This is a genomic window from Flagellimonas halotolerans, from assembly GCF_035818535.1.
In the GTDB taxonomy this organism is placed as follows: domain Bacteria; phylum Bacteroidota; class Bacteroidia; order Flavobacteriales; family Flavobacteriaceae; genus Flagellimonas; species Flagellimonas halotolerans.
This window is the reverse complement of record NZ_JAYKYV010000003.1, coordinates 213,791-230,961: the sequence shown is the minus strand read 5'-3', so window position 1 is coordinate 230,961 and position 17,171 is coordinate 213,791. Positions and strand designations below refer to the sequence as shown.

Genomic DNA, 17,171 nt, shown 5'->3' with positions numbered 1-17,171 from the left:
TTCTATAGATTTTCCTTAACGAAGTTGGTCATTTTGGTATACAGGTGCAATCGGGTATTGCCACCATAAATACCGTGGTTTTTATCAGGGTAAATGGCCCAATCGAACTGCTTGTTGGCCTGTACCAATGCCTCGATCATCCGCATGGTGTTCTGCACGTGCACATTGTCGTCTCCCGAGCCATGCACCAATAAATAGTTGCCTTTCAACAATTCTGGATAATTGAACGGTGAGTTATCATCATACCCCGTTGGGTTTTCTTGTGGTGTTTGCATATAACGCTCGGTGTAAATGGTGTCATAAAAACGCCATGAGGTTACGGGTGCCACAGCAATGGCCATTTCAAAAGTATCGTTACCTTTTAGCAAACAATTGGTGGACATAAAACCACCGTAGCTCCATCCCCATATTCCTGTTCTGTTTTCATCAATATAAGAGCGTTCGCTCAATTTTTGGGCTGCGGCAATCTGGTCCTCCACCTCATATTTACCCAACTCTTTTTGGGTCACTTTTTTAAAGTCGCGGCCTTTTAGCCCGGTTCCCCTACCATCTACACAGGCCACGATATTGCCTTGGGATGCTAAAAGTTGGTGCCAGTAATCGTTGCTTCCCATCCAAGAATTGGAAACTTGCTGTGACCCCGGACCACTATATTGGAACATGAACAACGGATATTTTTTGTTAGGGTCAAAATCCGTTGGTTTGATCATGTACATATTGAGGTCGAACCCGTTTATGTGTATAGTGGAAAACTCTTTGGGGGCAATCTCGTACCCTTCCAATTTGTTCAGCAAAGCTGAATTGTCCTTGATTTCCTTAAGCAGTTTACCATCGGATGCTTTATGCAAGGTAAATCTGTATGGTGTGGTCGCACTGGAATAGGTGTTGATGTAGTAGGTAAAGTCACTGCTGAAAGCCGCTGAGTTTGTTCCCTCTTCTGTGGAAAGTGCCTTTTTACGTTTCCCTTTGGCGGAAATGCTATACACTCCCCTGTTGATAGAACCGTTTTCTACGGACTGATAAAAAATACGGTCATGCTTTTCATCATAGCCATAGTAACGGGTCACTTCCCACGGGCCTTCTGTTATTTGATTTTTTAACTTGCCATCCCTTCCGTATAGATAGAGGTGATTGAAACCATCCGCCTCGCTTGTCCAAATAAAACTATCATCATCCAAAAAGGTAAGGTCATCATCAATATCCACGTAGGCATCGTCCGTTTCTTTCAATAAAATGGATACTGAATTATCTTCTGCATTTACAGCATAGAGTTTCAAATCGTTCTGGTGCCTATTCAAGGTCTGAACACTCAAATCATTTGGATGGTGCATCCATTTGATTCTTGGAATGTAGTATGGATCATTCAAATCAACATCCGAAATATTGCCTGAAGCCACATCGTACAAATGCAAAGTAACTATGGAGTTCTTCTCCCCTGCTTTGGGGTATTTAAATTCATGTTGATAGGGGTATAGGTCTTTTCCGTATACATCCATCGAAAAATGTGGCACTTCTGTTTCATCAAATCTAAGAAATGCGATTTTGGTTCCGTTGCTGTTCCATTCAAAGGCGCGAACAAAGGCGAATTCCTCTTCGTACACCCAATCCGTCACTCCGTTAATAATGGTACCCTTGCTGCCATCAGTGGTAACTTGTTTGATGGTTCCGGACTTCAAATCCAAAACATAAATGTTGTTATCCAGCACATAAGCCACTTTGCTGCCATCAGGAGAAAGTGTGGGTTCTTGTATTTTGGTCTCGGAGATTTTTGCCAATTCTTTTGATGCAATATCATATACGTAATAGATGCCTAAACGGGAGCGCCTAAAAATAGGTTCCACTTCTGTGGCCAAGAGCACTTTGGATTCATCATCGCTAAAGGTGTAGGATGAAAAATAAGGAATGGCATCGGAAGAAGCCACAATGGTCTCCACCTTTTGCAAAGTTTCGTAATCATATTTGTCCAAACTACTGGAACGCGGTGATCGTTCGGTGTTTAAAATGGTGTACTGTGTTCCACTGTCCATGGACCGAAGAACGTCCATGTGTTCCGTCCTGAATTCCCCTCCCCAAATCTCTTCAAGGGTTATCTTTTTCTTTTGTGCCGTGGTAAAAGTCAAAACTCCCAGAAGTAATAGGAATAGAAAAGACTGTTTGTTCATGAAGTGAAAAAATTGATTAAATATTCTCTTAAATGTCAAAAAAGCGTTTTTGTCATCTTTAGCCTTTCATCTTTGCTCAAGACAAGCCTTGGTCGAAAGGTCAAATAAAAATGTCTCCACTACGCTCGACATGACATTACATATTCAAAATGTACCGCTAGAAATGCTTTTTCCAATCGGCACATTTGATTAAAAACCCCCAAGTTTACTAATATTTATCGGAAAAATAAATTTTGATGTTGCGTTTGCAACAAATTTTAACCTTTGGAACACCGCTTCGGTTTCAAAATAGATGCAAGGCTCGTCCAAAAGGTCAATATCCGTATATTTGAAAGCTTTAAGCCAGCTTTATGAACACGCCCGTTGAAGGATTTTCCAAACTATCCAAAGCCGAAAAGATTGATTGGATTGCCCACAATTGTACCAAAGACCCAGAAAACACACGACAATTGTTGGAACAATATTGGAACAGTGACCCGAGAGTGCAGAAATTGCACGATGAATTTATAGAAAACACCATTTCCAATTACTATCTGCCTTTTGCCATTGCTCCCAATTTTTTGATCAATGGAGATTATTTGGCCATTCCCATGACCATTGAGGAAAGCTCTGTAGTTGCCGCAGCCAGTAAAGCCGCCAAGTTTTGGTTGGAACGCGGAGGTTTTAAAACGGAAATCCTTGGAACGGAAAAAGTGGGGCAAGTACACTTTATATATAAAGGTGACACCAAAAAACTATCTAAATTTTTCGATTGGGTAAAGCCCGAGCTTCTTAAAAGTGTTTCCTCCATCACCCAAAGTATGGAAAAACGCGGGGGAGGCATCAACAATATTGAGTTAAGGGATTTGAGCAATAAAATAGAAGGGTACCATCAGCTCCATTGCACGTTTGAGACTTTGGATGCCATGGGTGCCAACTTCATCAATTCGTGTTTGGAGCAATTTGCCAAAACCTTAAAGGAACAAGCCATTTCTTTTGAAGCTTTTACGGAGGAAGAAAAAAACATCGAGGTGGTGATGAGTATTTTATCCAACTACGTGCCCCATTGTCTGGTGAAGGCAGAAGTAAGTTGCCCTATTTCAGATTTGGGCAATAGCGATATGTCCGCTGAGCAGTTTGCTGAAAAATTTGTACGTGCCGTTAACATTGCCAAAGCTGAGCCGTACAGGGCCGTAACACACAATAAAGGCATTATGAACGGAATTGATGCCGTGGTCTTGGCCACCGGGAACGATTTTAGAGCAGTAGAGGCAGGCGTGCATGCTTACGCCGCAAAGGATGGGCAATATTCAAGCTTAACACATGCCAAAATTGAAGATGGTATTTTCAAGTTTTGGCTCGAGGTTCCTTTGGCTCTCGGGACAGTGGGTGGTCTGACTACTTTGCATCCTTTGGTGAAGCTTGCATTGGAAATTCTTCAAAATCCTACAGCAAAAGAATTGATGCAGATCGTGGCTGTAGCCGGATTGGCCCAAAATTTTGCCGCCGTCCGTAGTTTGGTTACTACGGGTATCCAAAAAGGGCACATGAAAATGCATTTGCTCAACATACTCAACCAGATGGGGGCCACCGAAAATGAAAAAAACCAACTTGTGGAATATTTCAAAAGTCGTACGGTGACGAATGCCTCGGTAAAGGAAGCCTTGGAAAAGATTAAAAAACAACCATGAAAAAATCATTTTACAGCAACGGTAAATTACTGCTCTCCGGAGAGTATGCCATCTTGGACGGTGCCTTGGGATTGGCCATTCCCACCAGCTATGGGCAATCACTACATGTAACTCCAACAACATCTGGATTTTTAGAGTGGTCCAGTTTGGATGAAAACGATAAAATTTGGTTCACTGCAACGTTTGATCTTACCCATTTAAACGTCGTTGCTACTTCGGACGAAGGGATGGCCAAAACATTGGCAACCCTTCTTTTGGAAGCCAATGCACAAAATCCATTGCTGTTAATCGATGGAGATGGCTTCCAGATAGAAACGCACCTTACCTTTCCAAAATCCTGGGGACTGGGCACATCCTCGACCCTTATTAACAACTTGGCACAATGGGCTCGGGTTGATGCCTATCAGCTCTTGTGGAATGCCTTTGGCGGAAGTGGCTACGATATTGCCTGTGCTCAGCACAATTCACCCATAACGTATCAGGTAAAAGATGGAGTGCCCCATATTGGGGCAATCAATTTTAATCCCTTTTTTAAGGATTCCCTTTACTTTGTGCACCTCAACCAAAAACAGAGCAGCAAAGCAGCTATTGCCAAGTACAAGGAGCAACAATTTGATAGGCCCCAACTCATAAAAAGTATTTCCGGCATTACCCGAAAAATGATAAATACACCCACTTTGGCAGGGTTCGAGACATTAATGGAGGAACATGAAGCTTTGCTTTCCAAGGTTTTGGATATAGAACCCGTAAAGCAATGCCTTTTTCCAGACTATTTTGGAACGGTAAAAAGCCTTGGTGCCTGGGGCGGGGATTTTGTATTGGCCACTGGTGATGAAAAAACGATTTCCTATTTTAAACACAACGGGTACGAAACTGTAATCCCTTTTTCCAAAATGATGCTTTAACTATTTCCAATATGCAAAAAAACCTGTTTTCCCTACTAATCGCTCTTCTTGTTCTTTCATGCAAAACAACAGAAAAGCAAATGGCCTACAAAACGGATTCTTTAGAGATAGGGACACTTACTGAGCATACCTACCTGCACACCTCTTTTTTAGAAACCGAGAGTTTTGGCAGGGTAGCCTGCAATGGCATGATTGTGGTGAATAATGGGGAGGCCATTGTATTTGACACTCCCTCCAACAACATAGTTTCCAAGGAACTGATGGATTGGTTGGACACACAGAATGTTATTGTAAAAGCTGTTGTTGCCACGCATTTTCATGATGATTGTGTCGGGGGCTTGAAAACCTTTCATCAAAGAGGCGTTCCATCGTATGCCCACCAAGAAACCATAAGGCTCCTTGCTGGAAATGAGACAGAAATTCCCCAAAACGGATTCACCGATATTACCGAGTTACGAGTGGGAAACAAAAAAGTGATTCTTGAGTTTATGGGAGCGGGGCATACCAACGACAACATTATTGGATTCTTCCCCAGTGAAAAGATCATGTTCGGTGGCTGCCTGATCAAATCCATTGGTGCCGGAAAAGGCAATTTGGAAGATGCCAATGTTATGGAATGGCCCAAAACAGTTTCCAAAATAAAGTCCAAATATCCCAATACCTCCATAATTGTTCCCGGTCATGGAAATTATGGGGATGGTGAGCTTCTAGATTATACAATTACATTATTTAAGGGTTGATTTTTGTTACTGTATCAATTCAGCCCATGCATCCATTAATCGATTTGGGGCATCGGTCAATTAACCCCTACGTCAAACCTCTCTTTTTTGCAACTTAAAGCCAGAAGACATAAATGATGGCTATGTCGTTCTGGGAAAACACACCATTGTTCTCCAAGGATAAAGTGAGCTTTTTAACAAAAAAACTCCTTTTTCTCTTTATGTTTCTGTTTTTACACACTGTTTTTTAACCATTTACAGTTGGACCACCTCAATTGATGATTTTAAGCTACTGAACATTTATGCACAGCTTGTTCCATTGCTGTTTTATGGAATCATGATTTACACTTTGATTAAAAACCAGAAAACTTTGAAGGGAATGTAAGACCAAAAACATCTATGGTGAAAAGGAAAAACAGGTCAATGAGTTTATTGTAATAGACAATGGAAATCAAGTAAAACCGTTTGAACGTATTAAAATCAATACCGACTTGCCGGAACTTACCGGTTATATCAGTGACGATTTTATTTTGAACAAAGAATCCGCCCCATATTTTCAAGTACTTTTAGATTACATCTACCCTATTGCAGAATGGAAACCCGATAAAAGAGAGTTCTTTTCAAAAATGGCAAATGGTATTTGCTACGTGATGCCTACTTCAGCACCAAACAAGGTTTTGAAATTACAGTTGATTCCAAAGGGAAAACCACCCATATCTGCTATAAGATGAAATGGGATGAACCTGAAAGCAAATAATAATGTAATCAACAAAAAATGCCTCCCGTTCGGGAGGCATTTTTATTATCTCATATAGCTAAATCCTAGTAGAACGTAGCTCTTTTATCTTCAATCTCGGCTTTATCCTTCAAAGCGTTGTAAACCGCACCATTGACCCTTGCGGCTGCACTTGCCTGCAAATTTTGAGCATAGGTGCTATAGTTTTCTACATCTGGAGCTTTGGTTTTGTTGGTAACCTTGATCATATACACTCCTGTGTTTCCTTCAATTAAATCGGAAGTCTGGTCTTTATCCATGGCAAACGCTGTTCCGACCACTAAAGGCTCTCTACCAGCTCCAGGCAAGGTTGGTGACGACAATGTTACGGCAGAGGCAGTACTTTGACTTACATTGTTGTCCGAAGCAATGGCATCCATGGCTTTTCCTTTGTTTGCTGCTATGATTTGTTTTGCCTTTAGTTCTTTTCTAATAGCTGGCAATGCTGTTGCTGAAGCATCCTCGGGGGCCATAAGTCCTTTTTTGTACTTTTTGGTCAACTGTACCACGGCATAACCGTTGTTTACATTAAATCGTTTAATATCCCCTACACTGGTATCTTCGTTAAAAGCCCACTGTACAATGCTTCGTTGCGAACCAAGACCCGGAAGGTTCTCCTCCATCTCCTTGATTTTGTTTACGGGCCTAACTGTGTAGTTGCTTTCTTTAGCAATATCCCCAAAGTTTTCTGGTTCTGCCTCCATAACGGCCATTTCGTACTTGGTTGCATCGGTAAACAATTTGTTGATGGTCGTTTCCGATGGTTCAATTTCTCTTGCCAAGGTAGCTACCTGAATAACATCTTGTTTGTCGTCAACTTTAATAACGTGGTATCCAAATTGTGTTTCTACCAAACCTATGGTTCCGGTCGGATTTCCAAAACAAAAATCGTTGAACTCATCTGCCATTACTCCTTCTTGGAAATACCCAAGGTCTCCTCCGCGTGGCGCAGAAGGCCCGTCTGAGTTGTCTCTCGCCAAAGCAGTGAAGGTCACATCTTCTTTTCTGGCCTCGGCCAATAATCTTTTTGCTTCGGCCTCGGCCTTTTCTTTGGTTCTTGTAATAGATGGGTTGGCACGCTCGGCTCCTTCCCAAGTTATAAGGATATGACTTGCTTTTACGGTTCCATTTTCCTTTCGGTCCATTACTTTGGACACTTTATAAGAATCCCCATCCTTGTAAGGCCCGTATACTTCTCCAATGCTCATCGCCATCAAAGTATCAGCCACTACAGATGGAAGGTCCTTTTTAGCTTTGTAAATGGTATCGAATTTGGAATCGGAATATCTGTCCAGAAACGCGGCCATATCCTTGGTATTTCTAAAACCAAGTATGGTATCGTTGCTATCCGTTGCCTCTGAATATTCAACAGAATCATCCATCAAAGCGGTAATCTCTTCTTTTACACTGTTCTCATCTTCAGCAGAAGGCTTTTCCTCAAAATACACAAAACGGATATCGCGTGCCTTATCTTGCTCGAACATTGCCTTGTGGTCGTTGATGTACGCTTCTATATCACCTTTGGAAATTTCGACCGTACTATCAGCAATGGAAGTGTAAGGAATGCGAACGTATTGCAAATCCACCTTATCGTTGGCCATGTCGTAGTTCATCTTTCCTTCGGTAAGGGTAGCAGTAACCCCTCCTTTTACCAAGTTGAAGTACATACGCTCCTTGGCCGCTTGTATAATGGATGCCTCATCTTGCAACCAGGCATCGTAACGCAAAGGGTCGTTTGCTTTCCAATCAGCAATGGCACTTTTAAATACTTGTTCGTTAAATACTCCGTTCTCGTCCTGGAAATCTGGAATTTGGGCATAACCCGAAGTTCTCACAAACTCAATGATCTGGTCGCTTTCCACATCAATTCCCAATTCTTCGAACTGTTGGTTCAAAATGGCCTTTCTTACTTCTTGATCGTATACCATGTTCACCAACTGGGTTGAAGTAACACTGGGCCCATATCTTCTGGAAGCGGTTTCTACCTGAGCTCTAAACTCGTTGATGGGAATATTTTCTCCATTTACCTCTGCAACCGTGGAGCCTACTTTTCCGCCAGAAAAATTATCGCTGCTGAAAACTCCCGATATTACGAATGCGAACAACGCCAAACCAATAATTAGAATAAGAACTGTTGTCCGTTTTCTAATATTCTCTAATATTGCCATTTTACTGCTTGTTTTCTTTAAAGCCCTCAATGAGAACTTTATTCCCCGACGTTCTGCGTCGAAATGAATTATTTTTTTTGTTTGAATACCTCGTGGCCCTGCCCCGGGGTAGTTAATTTCAGTGGGCGAAAATACCACTTTCTTTTCAAATAGGAAAGCTAAAAAAGGGACGGAAATTATTAATCTTCAGCCTATAGTACAATTGGACACATATCGTCAATTCCTGTGGTTTTTCAATGTGGAGTAGTGAGAATTGTATGTAGAATACGATTTTTCACCCTAAAAACACTTGTTTTGGCTATGCTTCGCACTTGTGCTGAAGTGTTTATTGGAAAAAATGAAAACATCATGCAAAAGGGGTTAATCTTCAGTATGGACGCGTACACTTACCAAATCTATTTTGGTAGTGGATACCTCTAAAATTTTGAAGGTGAAGTTACCGACGGTCACTTCTGAATCCTGTTCGGGAATTTCACCCGTTTTATTTACGATCAATCCTCCCAAGGTTTCATATTCTTCTCCTTCGGGCAGCTCCAATTTATAGTTTTCGTTAATATAATCCACCTCCAAACGTGCCGAAAACTTATACTCGGTCTCACTTATTTGCTCTTCATAAAGATCGGTGGAATCGTGTTCGTCTTCAATCTCCCCAAAAAGCTCCTCGATAATGTCCTCGACCGTTAAAATACCCGATGTGCCCCCATATTCGTCCAAGACCACCGCCATACTTTTACGTTTTTTTGTAAGCACATTCAATATGTCCTGAATGAGCATGGTCTCGGGAACAAATTCAACGGGAAGTAATATACTTTTGATGGTCTTTGGCCTTTTGAACAGCTCATAGGAGTGAACATAACCGATTATTTCGTCAATGCTGTCTTTATAGATCAGAATTTTTGAATAACCGGTTTCAGAGAATAGTTTGGCAAGGTTTTTTGGTGTCTCGCTAATTTCAACCGCGGTAATCTCGGTACGGGGCACCATTACTTCCCTCGCTTTTACGGTTGAAAACTCCAATGCATTCTGAAAAATCTGAATCTCGGAATCTACATCATCCTCTTCCTCAACGGTTTCCATTTGCTCGTTGATATAATCTCCCAATTCCAGTTTGGTAAAGGATAGTTGTACCTCATCTCCTTCGGTTTTGAAAAATACCCTCAAGATAAAATCGGACACTTTGATCACAAACCAAGATATGATGGAGAACAAGAGGTAAAAGAAATAGGCAGGAATTGCTAAAATCTTAATCAGTGCATTGGAATATATCTGAAAAAACACCTTGGGCAAAAACTCCGCTGTCACAAGAATCAACAAGGTTGAGATGACCGTTTGGGAAAGCAAACTAAAATCCGTCAACAAGGCATTTAGGAACTGATAATTTGTAGGCAACAAATTCTGGAACCATTCCATAAGCACATCTCCCATAAAAAGTCCGTATACAACCAGCGCAATGTTATTGCCTATGAGCATGGTGGCAATAAATTTTGAAGGTTTATCGGTGAGCAGGGTAAGCACCTTGGCCAAGAAACCTTCTTGTTTTTTTTCTATTTCAATATGAATTTTATTGGCTGAAACGAAGGCAATCTCCATTCCTGAGAAAAATGCCGAGAACAGCAGGGAAAGCACTATAATTATAAGGGAGGAATCCAATGTTATTGTTGATTATCCTTTTTTCGTTGTTCAAAGCGTTTCCGATATCTTCTTCTGAAAACGAACATAGCAATGGAAACCACTGCAAAGAAGATAAAAATATAGGTCTCCTTTGGGTTTACGCTCCAAAGTGTAACAATCTTATAAATGGAAATGACCGCTACGGCCAAGTATAGATATTCTGTGTATCGTAAAATTTTGATCATCCTATTCTTCTTCTTTAATCGTCATTAATCCGTAGGTCTTGTGCGCCTTGAAAAAAGTGAAATCCTTATTAAAATCCATTCCTTCGCCGTCCATTACGGTTCCGTCTTCAGGATTGGTGTATTTAAATGCGGCTTCGGTAAAAATCCAATTGTTCTTTCTGTCAAAGTACAACTGGTCTGTCTCCAGTTTTTTGCCATCGTGGCTTTCAATCACCACATTTCCTTGCAAATCTATCAAATTGGTCTGTGAATATACAATACCATAATCGGCCACAATAACACTTTTTTGGTTTTTTTCATCGTAAAAATCAACCTGAAGTCCCTTTGGGAAGGTACGGAATTTAAATCTTTGATTGTCAAAATCCTCGGACAATGGACTACTAAGCACGGCCACCACCCTCGAACTGGCAGAGTCTTGGGTACTCATGGTCTCAACCGTCTCCGTATAGGTCAAGGTGAAATTTTGTGCCACGCCTTGTGGAAACAAAGGTTTAACGGCTTCCTCACCCACCCTTTCGTAATCGTCACCACAGGATATAAAAAGGATTGCCACGGTAAAAACCGTGGCAAAGCTCTTTAAAATATGTTGTAACTTCTGTTTCACCCTATAGATTAGGTACGGTAACGCTACCTCCTACCCAACAGCTAAAAGAAATGCTTTGACCGGCTTTTCCTGAGCTGAAAATCATCTCTTTGGATGGTGCCTTGGCAGCATAACTGGCCGCTGTTTGATTTGCACGACTGCTCAAAGCAGGGTCTACCCTACCGGCTTTTCTGGCCATGTCGGCAGCTTTCCAATAGATTGCTCTTTTCTCGAACGGTGTACTACCGCAGGAGTTGGCGCTTGTTGCATAAAGGTTGGCGATCAACAAATATGCTTTACCGTTGGCCGGGTTTGCATCTATTGCTTTAAGCGCATAGCTTCTTGCTTGTGATTTACTACTGTTTCTAACGGTAGTGGCAATTTTATAAAGGATTTCGGATTTCTTATAGGAATCTGTTTCCAGTCCCACTGCTTTGTTAAAGTCAGCAAGGGCACCGTTCATATCTCCAGATTTTTGTTTTAGCACTCCACCGTACATGTATGCATCTGCGGATGGATCCAAAGCCAATTGGGCCTCGAACAATTTTCTGAACATGGGGTCATCGGTACATTCTTTGGAGAACATTCTTCCTACGGCACGTTTTACCCACTTAACATCGGTTTTCTTTTCCTCAAAACTCTTTTCGTACAATGGAATAAGGTTGTCACAGTCGGCCAATGCACCCAATTTGGAATCTACACTGCTTGCGACTTTACCGTAAGACTCAGAATTAATTGTTGCTACTCTAAGTGCTCTTTTCTCCTTAGATGTCAATGTACCCAAAGAATCTTTTGGAAGAAGTTTGGTTACCACTTCGGTCAACTGTTTATTTTCCTCTTCTATTTTTCCGGTAACATCATCGTAAGTATTAAATACATCCTGAAGGTCTTTTTTACCGGCACCATGTAAATCTACAAGGCTAGAGAAATATAGGTACAAAGCTCTTGGGTTCTTGAAATTGGCTTGATCTTCCTGGAAGGCTTTGTCCAACATATTGAACAACTCTTCATCTGAAGCCATTTTGCTTTCGTACATCAACAATGCCTTGTCTATCGCTACACCAGCTTTACTGTATTTTGTTGGGAAGTATTTTAGACTATTATCGTACAGGTCCAACAAATCTTGGATATAACCATCTTTTTCGGCTCCTGTCGAACTCTCAACTTTGGCCTTCAGAATTCTTTCTCCATAGGAGAAATTGGCTTTATTGATATCCGGGCAGCTTTCGTAAACCATTTTCCATGGCTCGTATGCCGCATCATAATTTTTAACCTTTACGTGTTCTGCATAAATCGATAGATTGGTCATGCACTCGGGGTTCTGTGCTTGTGCCATACTTAATCCCGTCAACATGGTGACCATTATCATTGTTAAGTAGTGTCTCTTTTTCATCTTACTAGTTTTAAAGGTGTTAAAGTACAAATTTTCATTAAAAAATCCTCTTAGAGGACCTTCTATAGGTGGTTATTTATCAAATTTTTAAAAAAAAGGCCTATCAATTTATTTTTCTCTGCTGAAACCATCTATCGTTTAACGATAAGCCTATATTGATTTTGAAATAACTCTCTTCAATTAAGTTTTGATCGGTAGTTCCACGTCTTCCCAATTCAAATCCTACATTGAGATTGGAAAAGTTTGCCCCTACGGGTAATCCTAATCCAAAAGTTATGCCAAAGTTGTTTATTTCTTTGTTGTTCACCGTCATACCACTTACATCGTACCGTAATCCGGCACGATAGGTGACCCGCTTAAAGTAACCGGAAAGCGAACGGTAATCGGGCACCCAATACCCTCCAAAGGCGTAGGTGCTGGCATCGTTATATGTTACGTTGTCCAAACCCAGGAACGTATTGTCAAAATCGCTCATTTGCTGAAAACTGTACTCCGCTCCCAAAAACCATTTTTTGTCCTCCCCAAAACCAAGGCCAACCGTTGTTCGTGTAGGTATCTTCAACTCGGTGTTCCGCAGGTTGGAGGCATCTAGGTTTACATCCACTACCTCTACATTGTTTCCGTTTGAAAGTGAAAAGGACCCAAGTGTTTGTGTGTTTTTTGATACCAGATTGCCTTGGGTATTTACCAAAACCGAGGTGTAAAGTGTGTATTTATCTTTTATGTTAGGCGTATAGTTTAAGGCATATTTAAAATCGTAACCATTTATTTTTGATTCACGATTGTCCAAAGTTCCGAACTGCACCCCTTCAACACTCTGGATTCTTTCGTATTCCAAAGTTCCAAAATTGAAGTTGGCAGTAACTCCCAAACTAAGATTTTTTATGGGCTCAAACCCAATGGAGGCATATAATCTGTTAAGCCCTCCTTCTCCCGTAAAAAAATTGGCCACTTCCGCACCTTGGCTGTTTTCGGAGGAGGAGTTTAAACTGTAGCCAACAGAGGAATAAGGCATTAGGCCAAAACCAAAACCTACATTTTTTGCCAAAGGAAAACCAATGGAAAGGTAATCCAGATTGGTCACTGATGTATTTTGCTCTTCCGTCCAGTTCTTAAGTCGGTATTCTTTATGGGACAACCCCGCTGTATATGCAGTTAACCTAAGCTTGGAGTATGCTGCCGGATTGGATAGATTAATATGGATGCTGTCCCCATACATACTTATGCCGCCCATCATTTGGTTGTCCACGGACCCGTTGTCCCGATGGTCGCCGATTCCGAAATAAGAATATGGCGAAATAGTTCCATTTTGTGCGAACAAGCCATGGGCAGTCACGCAGAAAAAAGCGATCAGAATTTTTTTAATCATTCAGTTTGTATTGTATTCCAGCAGGCAATTTAGCCCCTCCAAGAGAAATTTGGAGTTCGCAAATATGGTGTTTTTTAGCCTTTTGGCAAAAAAATGGGAGTCTCCACCTGTTAAAATAACTGTTAAATCTTGAAAACGAGATTGATATTGGCGAATTACCCCGTCCACTTCTTGCGTTACACCGTTAATCACACCGCTATGCATGCACGATTCCGTAGAGTTGCCAATAAAGTCCAACAAATCGCTAGGGCCAAGCAAAGGAAGCCCTGCCGTTTGGTTGTGCATGGCATTGTACCTCATCCTAACGCCCGGGGATATGGCCCCACCTACATATTCTCCCGCATTGTTTACCATATCGTAGGTAATACAAGTGCCAGCGTCTATTACCAAGGTATTTCCGCGCGGATTTTGGTAAAATGCCGCTGTGGCCAAGGCCAACCTGTCCACTCCCAAGGTGTTTGGGGTGGCATAACTGTTTTTAAAAGGGACTTTGGACTCACTTGTGAGCACGTGTACCTTACAAAAAAGAGCCACGACATCCCTTTCCTTTCGGTCCAATTTGCCTACGGATGAAAGTATGGCGTTGTTGATTCGCGGATACTTCTCGAACAGCTCTTTAATTTTTGACAGGAACAGGCCAGATTCAAAGCTATGGTTGTATATTATCCTTCTATTCTCAAAAACAGCGTATTTGATTAGGGTATTGCCTATGTCGATAACCAGATTCATACAGCAAAGATCGGTAATTGGAAAAAATCAGGGCCTTTTTTTCGGGTTTTTGTTTGTATATCCTAATTTTGAAATTATATTTGCACCCGCTTAATACAGCATGGTACCTTAGCTCAGTTGGTAGAGCAACGGACTGAAAATCCGTGTGTCCCTGGTTCGATTCCTGGAGGTACCACAAAAAACCCGGCAAATTTGCCGGGTTTTTTTGTTTTATGCGACCAAAGTAACTTTAATCGGATCAAGACCCTTTAATCCGCTACCTGTGCGTCCTTTTTACTGTTCTTGAATTCACTGGGGCTCAAACCGTATCGTTCCTTGAAAATCTTGGAAAAATAACTCCTGCTGGTAAATCCAATGGAGTATACCACCTCGGAAATGTTCATTTCGGTTGTTGTAATGTAATCGCGGGCCAGTTCCAGCCTTGCATGCCTTATATATTCCGTTACCGTTTTATTGTACAACAACTTAAACCCTTCTTGGAGCTTTGCTTGGGTAAGGCCTGTTTCGGCAGAAATATCTTCCAACGAAAAGTCCTTGGCGATGTTCTTCTCTATTTTTTTTGCATAGCTGCGAATCGTTTTCAGCTCCCTTTTCAATAAGCTGGTTTGAGGCCTTTTGTTCATCACCTCTTTGTTATGCTGCATCATGTGCATGGATAATATTTGATAGACATAGCCCTCGATCATCATAATACGGATCATTCCCTTTGCCTTGATCTTTTTCATGGCAGACATAACCTCGGCTATTTTCAAATTGTAAGAACCGTAGTAAGCAAACACTTTCTCTTGGTCGGTGTCCAAAAATACTTTGTACAACTGTTTATTGAGTTCCTCTCCCTGGTTAAGCCTTTTGCGCAAAAAGGGCTTTCTACGCACCTGTATCACGGTCTGGGAAACCTTCACGTCCTTGGGAAAATACCTGTCCGTAATCCCGCCATCACGATTGGTAAGGATAACGGATTGGAATTGCTCCATGATCTTGATCTTACCTTCCGGCTGGTACCCGAATTTATGTCCGCAATACCCTTCCAGACAATAGTAAAAATTGATGGGGTTAAAATTTGAAGTGTCAACCTCAATCAATACTTCATCAAAAAAAGTAATGTCCAGTTCCAATAAACTTACCCCCCAATCGAAGGTGATAAAACGGATACTCCCCTTTGCCTTATTGTTGGAAACACTCAAAGTGTACTGCCCCCATCTTTCCTCTATTTCCCCACCAATCACATTTTTTATTTGCCCCACCGATTCGGCGGTATCTTGAGCGTCAACATTGATTTTTATCATTGGGATATTATACTGCTGTTTATTTCAAATTAGGTCTTAATCCCATAAAGATAGGCTTTGTGGCGGTTTGTACAACTATACACCTTTACCTTTAAAATAGTTTTAACCTGTTGTGCATTTTTGATAAAATTTATGGAAAGCATTACAATATAATTGGTTTGAGTCAACCTTTTTGCCAACTTCATGCTTATTTGGAGATAAGATTCCAGATAATTATGATTTACAAACTTTCAAATGAAGCAGGGAGAGAAGAGATAGAAAAAGAGTTTGGAATCCCGTTCAGATATCCAAATTTATACCTGCCAAACCCTATTATCAATGGCTTTCATGAGACCAACTTAAGTGTGGTGACCATGGAAAACCCAAATAAAATATTGTTTGCCATTTGGGGACTTATGCCCCAAGACTTTAAAGAAGACTGGCAAATATTTCAGGACAAGACCAATACATTGAACGTGCAGATGGATGAGCTGCAAAGCATTGGCTGGATGCAAGAATCTTATAAAAAGAGACGCTGCTTGATTATTGCAACAGGCTTTTACACCCATCTTTTGGAAAATGGCAATACATGTAGCTACTATATTTACCGGGCAACTGAAAAACCCTTTTTCTTGGCAGGCACCTACAACAGGTTAAACGATGGTTTTTTGTGTGCTGCGTTAACGGTGGGCAAAACGGACCCATTCGTTTCCAGCTACCACAACATTAGCAACCGCGCCCCTGTTATTCTTCCCAAAGAACAGGCCTCCGATTGGCTTAGCACAGATTCCGACGCAAAAAGATTGGAAGAAATTATCCAAAATCCCAAAAAGGTAAAGTTGAAGGCCAAACGCCTATCCAACGAATTTTTTCTAAAGAATTTAAGCTCAAACACCCAATTGGGGCCATTGTTTGTTGGACTGCAACATTAAAAACAAATCCACAACCTTCTAAAAAGAAGATTTTCATGCCAAAAAAACGTGAAATGCTTCTTTTGAGTCAACATTAACATGAAAAACGGCAAGCTTCTGACCAAAAGCAAGCTACATTTGTAATGTACTGATTAACAATCAATCAGACATTAACAAAAAACACTACTATTATGTTACGTTGGACGGTCATCTTTATCATATTGGCCATTATAGCCGGTATATTCGGATTTGGTGGAATTGCAGCAGGAGCGGCAAGTATAGCTAAAATTCTTTTCTTCATATTTATTGTACTATTTATTATTTCGTTGATAACAGGAAGAAAAAAGTTGTAGAAACACACACTAATTAAAAATCATTAAACTAAAATCGAGAACCCATGAGAAAGTCAATAAGTTTATTTACAATGCTAATTGCAATGGCACTTACCTTGAGTATAACCAGTTGCAGAGAAACAAAAGAAGATAAAGCCGAAGAGGCCATTGAAGATGTGAAAGACGGAGTGGAGGATGCTGCCGATGATGTGGAAGATGCCGCAGAAGATGTTGGGGACGACATTGAGGATGCTGCCGATGACGTGGTAGATGAAGTAGAAGATGCCACAGACGACAGTCCACATTAATTTTCACATTATACCACATAACTCTG

General features: G+C 41.1%; 16 protein-coding genes and 1 tRNA gene. 8 read left to right on the top strand and 9 right to left on the bottom strand.

Annotated features, from left to right (window positions below):
- Window positions 1-2: 2 nt before the first annotated feature.
- Window positions 3-2,162 carry a S9 family peptidase gene (locus VM932_RS05640; RefSeq protein WP_326277618.1) on the bottom strand — a complete coding sequence of 720 codons (2,160 nt, stop codon included), beginning with the start codon at window positions 2,160-2,162 and terminating at the stop codon, window positions 3-5.
- 350 nt (window positions 2,163-2,512) lie between these two features.
- Between VM932_RS05640 and VM932_RS05635 the strand changes: the two genes are divergently transcribed.
- The 4 genes from VM932_RS05635 (at window position 2,513) to VM932_RS05620 (ending at window position 6,187) form a co-directional block, all read left to right on the top strand.
- Window positions 2,513-3,832 carry a hydroxymethylglutaryl-CoA reductase, degradative gene (locus VM932_RS05635; RefSeq protein WP_326277616.1) on the top strand — a complete coding sequence of 440 codons (1,320 nt, stop codon included), beginning with the start codon at window positions 2,513-2,515 and terminating at the stop codon, window positions 3,830-3,832.
- Entirely contained in the window at window positions 3,829-4,737 is a 909-nt protein-coding gene (locus tag VM932_RS05630; protein WP_326277614.1) for a GYDIA family GHMP kinase, read from the top strand. The genes VM932_RS05635 and VM932_RS05630 overlap by 4 nt, the downstream gene beginning before the upstream one ends.
- Window positions 4,738-4,739: 2 nt before the next feature.
- The gene (gene bla / locus VM932_RS05625) at window positions 4,740-5,477 is read left to right on the top strand and encodes a subclass B1 metallo-beta-lactamase (protein WP_326277723.1); all 738 of its coding nucleotides are present in this window, start codon (window positions 4,740-4,742) and stop codon (window positions 5,475-5,477) included.
- Between the two features lie 470 nt (window positions 5,478-5,947).
- Entirely contained in the window at window positions 5,948-6,187 is a 240-nt protein-coding gene (locus VM932_RS05620; protein ID WP_326277613.1) for a hypothetical protein, read from the top strand.
- 91 nt (window positions 6,188-6,278) lie between these two features.
- Here the strand turns inward: VM932_RS05620 and VM932_RS05615 are convergent, their stop codons facing one another.
- The 7 genes from VM932_RS05615 to VM932_RS05585 all read right to left on the bottom strand — a co-directional run bounded on the left by VM932_RS05615 (window position 6,279) and on the right by VM932_RS05585 (window position 14,329).
- Window positions 6,279-8,399, bottom strand: coding sequence for a peptidylprolyl isomerase (locus VM932_RS05615; RefSeq protein WP_326277611.1), 2,121 nt, complete (start codon window positions 8,397-8,399; stop codon window positions 6,279-6,281).
- A gap of 360 nt (window positions 8,400-8,759) precedes the next feature.
- A complete protein-coding gene (locus tag VM932_RS05610; RefSeq protein ID WP_428979720.1) occupies window positions 8,760-9,989 on the bottom strand; it encodes a hemolysin family protein in 1,230 nt (409 codons plus the stop codon).
- Between the two features lie 62 nt (window positions 9,990-10,051).
- A complete protein-coding gene (locus tag VM932_RS05605; RefSeq protein ID WP_326277608.1) occupies window positions 10,052-10,255 on the bottom strand; it encodes a hypothetical protein in 204 nt (67 codons plus the stop codon).
- 1 nt (window position 10,256) lies between these two features.
- Window positions 10,257-10,859: an LPS export ABC transporter periplasmic protein LptC gene (lptC, locus tag VM932_RS05600; RefSeq protein WP_293165437.1), complete on the bottom strand. Its 603-nt coding sequence runs from the start codon at window positions 10,857-10,859 to the stop codon at window positions 10,257-10,259.
- A gap of 1 nt (window position 10,860) precedes the next feature.
- Complete coding sequence (locus tag VM932_RS05595; RefSeq protein ID WP_326277606.1) at window positions 10,861-12,231, bottom strand: hypothetical protein; 1,371 nt, start codon at window positions 12,229-12,231, stop codon at window positions 10,861-10,863.
- A gap of 103 nt (window positions 12,232-12,334) precedes the next feature.
- A complete protein-coding gene (gene bamG, locus VM932_RS05590) occupies window positions 12,335-13,600 on the bottom strand; it encodes a BamG family beta-barrel-assembly machinery protein (RefSeq protein WP_326277605.1) in 1,266 nt (421 codons plus the stop codon).
- Entirely contained in the window at window positions 13,601-14,329 is a 729-nt protein-coding gene (locus tag VM932_RS05585; protein WP_326277603.1) for a type III pantothenate kinase, read from the bottom strand.
- 102 nt (window positions 14,330-14,431) lie between these two features.
- Here VM932_RS05585 and VM932_RS05580 point away from each other — a divergent pair.
- A tRNA-Phe gene (locus VM932_RS05580) sits at window positions 14,432-14,504 on the top strand.
- A 73-nt stretch (window positions 14,505-14,577) separates the two neighbouring features.
- Here VM932_RS05580 and VM932_RS05575 read toward each other — a convergent pair.
- The gene (locus VM932_RS05575) at window positions 14,578-15,615 is read right to left on the bottom strand and encodes a helix-turn-helix domain-containing protein (RefSeq protein WP_326277601.1); all 1,038 of its coding nucleotides are present in this window, start codon (window positions 15,613-15,615) and stop codon (window positions 14,578-14,580) included.
- A 215-nt stretch (window positions 15,616-15,830) separates the two neighbouring features.
- Here VM932_RS05575 and VM932_RS05570 point away from each other — a divergent pair, with 215 nt between their 5' ends.
- The 3 genes from VM932_RS05570 to VM932_RS05560 all read left to right on the top strand — a co-directional run bounded on the left by VM932_RS05570 (window position 15,831) and on the right by VM932_RS05560 (window position 17,145).
- The gene (locus VM932_RS05570; protein WP_326277599.1) at window positions 15,831-16,526 is read left to right on the top strand and encodes an SOS response-associated peptidase; all 696 of its coding nucleotides are present in this window, start codon (window positions 15,831-15,833) and stop codon (window positions 16,524-16,526) included.
- Window positions 16,527-16,696: 170 nt separating this feature from the next.
- On the top strand, window positions 16,697-16,858 hold the full coding sequence (locus tag VM932_RS05565) for a DUF1328 family protein (protein ID WP_207070961.1): 162 nt from the start codon (window positions 16,697-16,699) through the stop codon (window positions 16,856-16,858).
- Window positions 16,859-16,902: 44 nt separating this feature from the next.
- Window positions 16,903-17,145 carry a hypothetical protein gene (locus VM932_RS05560; protein WP_326277596.1) on the top strand — a complete coding sequence of 81 codons (243 nt, stop codon included), beginning with the start codon at window positions 16,903-16,905 and terminating at the stop codon, window positions 17,143-17,145.
- Window positions 17,146-17,171 lie beyond the last annotated feature (26 nt).